Source organism: Streptomyces sp. NPDC048411 (assembly GCF_040704695.1).
Taxonomy (GTDB): domain Bacteria; phylum Actinomycetota; class Actinomycetes; order Streptomycetales; family Streptomycetaceae; genus Streptomyces.
The window spans coordinates 23,493-30,649 of the sequence record NZ_JBEZKL010000088.1 but is presented as its reverse complement, the minus strand read 5'-3'; the positions used below and the strand labels follow the sequence as shown (position 1 = coordinate 30,649).

General features: G+C 71.8%; 5 protein-coding genes and 2 pseudogenes. 4 read left to right on the top strand and 3 right to left on the bottom strand.

The window, feature by feature from the left end:
• Positions 1-95: pseudogene (locus tag AB0915_RS26440) on the top strand (thiamine phosphate synthase); the annotation flags it as partial.
• 9 nt (positions 96-104) lie between these two features.
• On the opposite strand, the gene AB0915_RS26435 reads toward AB0915_RS26440, so the two are convergent.
• From AB0915_RS26435 to AB0915_RS26425, 3 genes and pseudogenes are all read right to left on the bottom strand, one after another.
• Positions 105-2,780 (bottom strand): beta-N-acetylglucosaminidase domain-containing protein, encoded by a 2,676-nt coding sequence (locus AB0915_RS26435; RefSeq protein WP_366693439.1) that lies wholly within the window; start codon positions 2,778-2,780, stop codon positions 105-107.
• Positions 2,781-3,593: 813 nt separating this feature from the next.
• Positions 3,594-4,022, bottom strand: coding sequence for a TIGR03668 family PPOX class F420-dependent oxidoreductase (locus tag AB0915_RS26430; protein WP_366693438.1), 429 nt, complete (start codon positions 4,020-4,022; stop codon positions 3,594-3,596).
• Between the two features lie 89 nt (positions 4,023-4,111).
• Positions 4,112-4,447: pseudogene (locus AB0915_RS26425) on the bottom strand (LLM class F420-dependent oxidoreductase); the annotation flags it as partial.
• An 87-nt stretch (positions 4,448-4,534) separates the two neighbouring features.
• Here AB0915_RS26425 and AB0915_RS26420 point away from each other — a divergent pair.
• Genes AB0915_RS26420 through AB0915_RS26410 form a run of 3 tightly spaced genes read left to right on the top strand, consistent with a single transcriptional unit; the run spans position 4,535 to position 7,135 of the window.
• Positions 4,535-5,944 carry an MBL fold metallo-hydrolase gene (locus tag AB0915_RS26420; RefSeq protein ID WP_366693437.1) on the top strand — a complete coding sequence of 470 codons (1,410 nt, stop codon included), beginning with the start codon at positions 4,535-4,537 and terminating at the stop codon, positions 5,942-5,944.
• Positions 5,945-5,996: 52 nt separating this feature from the next.
• Positions 5,997-6,356 carry a rhodanese-like domain-containing protein gene (locus tag AB0915_RS26415; protein ID WP_366693443.1) on the top strand — a complete coding sequence of 120 codons (360 nt, stop codon included), beginning with the start codon at positions 5,997-5,999 and terminating at the stop codon, positions 6,354-6,356.
• Positions 6,353-7,135 (top strand): sulfite exporter TauE/SafE family protein, encoded by a 783-nt coding sequence (locus AB0915_RS26410; protein WP_366693436.1) that lies wholly within the window; start codon positions 6,353-6,355, stop codon positions 7,133-7,135. Before AB0915_RS26415 ends, AB0915_RS26410 begins: the two co-directional genes overlap by 4 nt.
• Positions 7,136-7,157: the final 22 nt, after the last annotated feature.

The window sequence follows — 7,157 nt, the reverse complement described above, 5'->3', positions numbered from 1 at the left end:
GGTTCGCCATCGGCGGGATCGATGCGGACAACGTCGACGAGGTGCTGGACGCGGGGGCGCGCAGGGTCGTGGTCGTACGGGCCATCACCGAGGCCACTACCGGTTCAGCCGACCACCAGCTCGGCGATCTGCGGTGCGGCGGAACCGGCGCGCCAGGCGAGACGTACCGCATCGGCCGTCTGGCCTGCCGGATTCACCCTGGTGTAGGGGCCGTCGAGCGCACCGACGGTCCTCCAGGTCCCGTCGGTGCCCCGCAGCTGGATGTCGGCGAGGGCGTCCGACCCGGCCGGCTGCAGGACGGTGACGGACCCGACGGCGCGCGCGGAGCCGAGCCCCAGCTCCAGCGCCTCGCCGGCCTCGGGCGCGCGGGCCGCCCGGTAGGCGGTGCCGAGGTTGCCGTCCGCCGCCGAACGCAGAGCGGATCCGGCGGCGGCGGGCGGCCCACCGGCCACCGCACCGTCCTCCGTCTGGATGGCGAACTCGCGTACGACGAGCCAGTTCGTCTGGCCCGCGGTCGCCCGCGCCCGCACATAGCGGACCTTCGTCCCGGCGGGGGCGGTCGCAGTGACGTCCGGCTTCCCGGAGAACGTGGTGAGCTGCTGCCAGGTCTGCCCGTCGGCGGAGTACTCCAGCACCCCGTCGTGGAGGTAATCGGCGGTGCTTCCCGGCTTGGCCATGGCCAGGGTGATGCCGCCGATCTCCCTTACGCGGCCCAGGTCGACGGTGACCTGATCACCGGCGGCGGGCGCACCGTCGCTCCAGAAGTACGTCGAGTCGTCGCCGTCGATCATCCGGGCGACGGTGTTGGTCTGGTACGTACCGAGGCTGGTGGATGCCGTGGGCCTGCCGCTCACACCGATGATCCGGTCGTGCTCGGCGGTGGCCTTGTCGATGAATCCGTCCAGCACCCCGTTGCCGACGGTGACCGGCACCTTGCGGCCGTCAAGTCCCGTGTAAGTGAAGGACTTCGCCTCGGCAACGAGCGCGGGCAGCTGCTGGCGGAGCTCCCACGCCTGCGCACCCTTTCCGGCGCGGGCCGCCTCGACCATGCGCAGCGCCGTCCGGGTCGCGGTCGCCCAGGACTCGGTGGCGTCCAGCCAGGGTCCCGAGTCGTCGATGAAGCCGCGGTCCGGGAGACTGCTGCGCAGGCGGTCCGCGGCGTTGCCCAGGTCGCGGAGCACTGAGGTGAGCCGGTCCGCGTCGCCGGACTGCCAGTAGCGGGCGAACTCGCCCGCCAGGTCAGGTGCTTCCTGCTTGTTCAGGGCCGAGCTGTAGTTGATGTCGGCGAAGGCCCGCAGTGCCTTCTCGGTGCGGGCGTCGCCGCCCGCGTACTCCCCCAGCCCCCGCAGCCACGAGGCACGCTCGTCGTACGCGGCGTCGTTCCAGGAGTAGTCCGCGACCGTGTAGAGCGAGAGCTTGGAGGCGTACGGCTGGATCATCGGGTTGGCGGTGATCCCGGCCAGCTCGCCCGGCAGCCCCTTCTCCCGGCCGTTGAACGGGCCGAGCAGCAGCCGGTTGGTGACGTAGTCGTTGACCGGGTAGTTGTCCCAGGTCAGGATCGGGTGGTTGAAAACCGTGCGGGCGGCCTTGGCCTGGGCGACGGTCATCGTCGGCGCGATGACGCCGACACCTGTCCACTCGACGAGGACATTGGGGTCGAGCTGCTCGGCGAGCGCCTTCTTGTAGGCCGTGGCCGAGACGTTGTAGTACTCGGTGGGCACCATCTGAAGCGGCTGGGCGCCCGGGTGCGTGGCGATGAACTCCTTGTTCACCTTGTTCAGGAGATACGCCTGCGCGGCGCCTGCCGCACCGCCGCCGGTCCCCCATTTCGCCTTGTCCGCCGCACAGTTCCAGTCGGTGTAGCTGATGTCGTCGAGCGGGACCGCGAAGGTACGAACGCCGATGTCCCAGATCGCCTGGAACTTGTCGACGAGCGCCTTGGCGTCGGCGTCGGAGCTGTAGCAGACGGAGAGTCCGGGCGAGAGGGCGTAGGTGAACTCGACGTGCCGCTGCACGGCCCGGTCGGCGAGTTCCTTGATCTGCGCCAACTGCTCCGCAGGGTACTGGTCGCGCCACTTCTCGCGAAGGTACGCGTCGTCCTTCGGCGAGTACACGTAGATGTTCATCTTGTGCTCGCCGTAGTAGTCGAGCTGGTCGAGGCGGGCCTCGTGCGACCACGGGGTGCCGTAGAAACCCTCGATGACGCCGCGCAGCGCGGTGCCCGGCCAGTCGCGTACCACGAGCCCGTCGACCTCGGCGCCGGGGTGGCTCTGCCGCGGCAGGATCTGACGGAGGGTCTGGGCGGCATAGTACGTGCCGGTGGTGTCCTTGCCCGCGAGGACGATGCGGTCGGCGCCGACACCGAGGACGTATCCGTCGGCGGGCAGCGCGTCGGGGCTCTCGATGTGCTGGTCCGCGAGGGCGGCGGTGACACCGACGTGGACGGTGAGTCCGCTCCTGCCGGGTCTGTCGCTCCGTACGATCCGCTGCGCACCGGCGCGGCGCAGCGCGGCTTCGACAACCTTCACGGAGGGCTCGTCGGAGGTGTCGCCCGTCACCAGGGTGACGGTGGGGCTGATCGCGACCCGGTCGGACCGGGTCCTGACCGACTGCGGCGTCGGGGTGATGGCCGGAGTACGCCGGCCGGTCACGGTATTCCCCGGGCCGGCCGGGCCGCCACTGTCGGCGGCCTGGGCGGCCGGTGCAACGGTGAGCAGGCCGCCGACGAGCAGACTCGCGGCCGCGCAGAGCGCCGTGAGACGGGGTGGGCGAGGCATCACATGTCCTCCATGGGTCACTCGAGTCATCAGAGTCGCGCAACACAACGAGACCGAATTCAACATCATGGCGCTGGCATGTCAATGGTCTGGACAACGTCAACGCCTGGACCTGGTGTTTTGTCTTTGCGATGGGGTATCGACACGACATGAGGGAGCACTGGCACACCCCCGGAACTGGCCGCCCTGCCACCGTCCGGCGCGAGTGCGCATCCGTGGGTACATACGCCTCCACGGGGTACCGGTGATCGGTGGCGGCTCAGGGCCCGGGAAGGCGACAGCGGCGGAGTTCGCCCGGCTCGGCGCGGATCTGACGAGCGTGGGCCGCAGGCCGGAGCGACTGTCGGCCGCGCGGGAGAAGCCGGCGGCGCTCGGGACGGGCACGGTGACGGCCGCGGTCGGCGACATCCGGGAGCCGGTCCCGGCCTCGCCCTACGCCCGATTCATCACCGGTCACTCGCTCGTGGTGGACGGGGCGAACCGGCAGCGGCGGCCTCTCGTCGCGCCGCCCGTGGTGCCGGTACGCGGGCAGCTGCGTCGCAGCCCCTTCACCTGCCCTCCACCTGAAGGGAGTCAGGGTCCTTCGTCCGGATCATGCCGGATCGGGGCCGGACACCCCACAGGGCAGCCCTTTCCACCGTCATGGCCGGTGCCCCTGCCGGCAAGCTTTGCCCCGCCGCAAACATTGCCGGTCACGGCACGGGCAGCCCGGCGGCGTTCTGCGACGCCACGGCCACGAAGCCCTCGTATCGGCAGGTCCCGCACCGGCCTCCGGCGAGGTGGGCCGAGAACCGCCCGGTCGCATGGCCACGCGGCTCAGGACGCGCGCCAGCCGCTCCAACGCAGCACCGAGACTTCGACCATCGGTCCGTCGGGAGGGCGGTCGGCGTACTGCCGGTATTTCGCCGTGAGCAGGCCGACGCGGCGGGCGGCCTCGGGGAAGCGGTCCGGCGGAGGGAGTACGCGGGCCTCACCGTCGGCCCGCACCCACCACAGCCGTTCCCAGTCCTCCTCGTAGTGGTCGGCGAGCAGGCAGACCGAGGGGTTGGCGGCGATGTTGGCCAGGCGTTTCAGCCGCATCGTCCGCTTCGGTTTGTGGTCCACGACCAGCATCACCGTGTCGCCGTCCAGGGCGAACACCACCGGCACCAGGTGCGGGCGAGAGTCCGTGTCGGTCGTCGCGAGGTGGGCGATGCGGGCCGCGGCGAACCGCTCACGCGCCTCAGCGCTCGTCAGAGTAGGCATCGCACGCCCCTTACGGCGGTCGCGGAGGTTACGGTGGCCGCGGTTTCCGGCTCGGTACCTCATCCCTGGGCGCAGTGGATTCCGGCGTCTCAGCGGTACCGGGCAGCCACTTCGGCCAACCCGTCGAGGTACTCCAGCGTCTCCCGTTCGGGCATCGTCGGCACGTAGAACAGCAGCCGTTCGACGCCCAGGCGGCCGTAGCCCTCGATCTGCTCGGGGTCGTCGGGAGCCGCGTAGACCGTCACCGGCACCTCTCGTTCGGCACGTGCGCGCAGCCGCTCGATCTGTGGACCGAGCTCCTGCGGCGACGCACTGTTGGCCAGCCACGCGTCTCCGAGCCGTGCCACCCGCGGGAACGCGCCCTCGCCACCACCGACGTAGGTCGGCGGGTGGGGGCGCTGCACGGGTTTGGGCCACGCGAAGACCGCCGTTGGAAAATACCCCATGGGGTATAAGTGCTAATCTTGATGAGAGATACCCCCCGGGGTAAACTGTACCGAAGGAGTGATGCCGTGTTCTTCGTCGACACCCTGGAGACCGCCAGCCTCGGCAACCGCAGCTATCTGGCGGGCGGCCGACACTCCGCGCTGGTGGTGGACCCGCCTCGTGACATCGACCGGGTCATCGCCGCGGCAGCACGGCGCGGCGTGCGGATCGCCCTGGTCGTGGAGACACATCTGCACAACGACTACGTGACGGGCGGCCTGCAGCTGGCGCGTGTCACCGGGGCCCAGTACCTGGTGCCCGCCGCCGCACTGGTCTCCTTCGACCGGGTTCCGGTCGCCGACGGGGACACCGCCCCGGTCGACGAGGGGCTGACGGTGCGCGCGATGGCCACCCCTGGGCACACCCCGCACCACACCTCGTACGTACTGGAGGAGGACGGCCGCGCGGTGGCCGCCTTCACCGGCGGTTCGCTGCTGATCGGCAGCGTGGGCCGGCCCGACCTGGTGGAGCCCCGGCTGACCGCAGGGCTGGCCCGTGCCCAGCACGCCTCCGCGCACCGGCTCGCCGATGAGCTCGACGACGCCGTTCCCGTACTGCCGACCCACGGCTTCGGCAGTTTCTGTTCCTCCGCACAGGCCGACGGGAACACCACGACGATCGGCGCCGAGCGGGCCCATAACGACGCGCTCGTCAAGGATGTGGACACGTTCGTCGCCGAGCTGCTCACCGGACTGGACGACATCCCCGCCTACTACGCGCACATGGGCCCGGCCAACGCCGCGGGTCCCGATCCGGTCGATCTGACCCCGCCCGCCCAGGCCGACGCCGAGCAGATCGCGCGACGGCTGGCCGCGGGCGAGTGGGTGGTGGATCTGCGCAGCCGGGTGGCGTTTGCCGAGGGGCATGTCGCCGGTTCGTTCAACTTCGAGGGCGAGGGGCAGCTCGCCACGTATCTCGCCTGGCTGATCCCGTGGGGCAGGCCCGTCACCCTGCTGGCGAGCAGCGCCGCCGACGTCGCGCACGCCCAGCGCGAGCTGACCCGGGTTGGCATCGGCCGCCCGGTGGCCGCGGCGACCGGTGACCCGCGGTCCTGGGTCCGCACGGCGGAAGAGCTGCGCTCGTTCCGCAGGTCGGATTTCGCGGGGCTGGCCGCGGCACGCGAGCGCGGCGAACAGCCGGTGGTTCTCGATGTCCGCAGGGACGCCGAGCGCCGCACCGGTGCGCTAGCCGGGTCGATGCACATTCCGGTGCACGAGCTGCCCAAGCGGCTGGCCGAGGTGCCGGGCGGAGTGGTGTGGGTGCACTGCGCAGGCGGGATGCGGGCAGGCATCGCGGCGTCGCTGCTGGACGCCGCCGGGCGCGACGTCGTGGCAGTCGACGACGGTCTCGGCGCGGCTGAGGCGGCCGGCCTGACGCTCGCGGATCCTGCAGCCGGTGCCCCCGACGGGACGAGCGGCACCGCACCGGCCGCCTGACCGTCGGACTCCCGTCCCGTACTTCTGGAGCACTTCCCCCATGTCTTTCCTGATGTCCTTCTTCGGGCGCGGCCCCGGCCGTGTCACCCCGGCCGAGGCCCTCCGCCGGACCGCCGATGGTGCGGCGGTTCTGCTCGACGTACGCGAAACCCCCGAGTGGAAGGCCGGTCACGCCCCGGGCGCCGTCCATCTGCCGCTCTCCCGGCTGGCCGCCGGGCAGTCGCTGCCCGCTTCGGCGGCGGGCCGCCCCGTGGTGGTCATCTGCCGTTCCGGCCACCGGTCCCGGCAGGCCGCCCGCATCCTCACCGGACGCGGCACCGAGGCCGTCGATGTCACCGGCGGCATGACCGCCTGGGCGGCCGAGGGGCTGCCTGTCCGGGACCGTCACGGAGCCGCGGGCACCGTCGCGTGATCACCCTCATCCTGGCCCTGACCGCCGGTGCCGTGGTCGGTCTGGCACTGGGCGGGATGGGCGGCGGCGGCAGCGTCCTCGCCGTTCCCGCGCTGATCTATCTGCTCGGGTTCACCCCGGCCGCGGCCACCACCGCAGCGCTGCTCATCGTCATCGCGACCTCCCTGACCGGGCTGGTCGCGCACGCCAGGGACGGTCACGTCCGCTGGCGGACCGGCGGCCTCTTCGCGGTGGCCGGCATCGTGCCGGCGGCGGTGGCCGGGGCGCTGTCGGTCCGGATTCCGGCGGGTGTACTGACAGCGGCGTTCGCGGTGCTCGCGGTGGTGGCGGCAATGCGGATGATCCGGCCGCGGGCGCCTGCGCGGTGCGAGGCGGCTTCGCCCGTGCCGAACACCCCAGGCCCCGCCGACCGTACGGGCGCCGGGCGGGTCGTCCGCGCCGGGGCCGGTCTCGGCGCGGTGACCGGGTTCCTCGGGGTCGGCGGAGGATTTCTCGCCGTGCCCGCGCTGGTCACCGTCCTCGCCGTGCCCATGACGGCGGCGGTCGGCACCAGCCTGCTCGTCATCACGGTGAACTCCACGGCCGCCCTGGCCACCCGCCTCACCACGCCCACCTCGCTGGACTGGGCGGTGATCGCCCCCTTCACAGCGGCGGCGGTCCTCGGCGCGTGGGACGGTAAGCGGCTGGCCACCAAGGTGTCCACAGCCGCGCTCCAGCGGATCTTCGGCGCTGCGCTGCTCGCCGTGGCCCTCTTCATGCTGGTCGATGCCGTGGCCTGAGCCACGGCACCGACCCCCGATC

Coding starts and splice junctions, on each gene's coding strand:
- AB0915_RS26430 (WP_366693438.1), bottom strand. CDS start 4,022: ATGCCTACTCTGACGAGCGCTGAGGCGCGTGAGCGGTTCGCCGCGGCC.
- AB0915_RS26415 (WP_366693443.1), top strand. CDS start 5,997: ATGTCCTTCTTCGGGCGCGGCCCCGGCCGTGTCACCCCGGCCGAGGCC.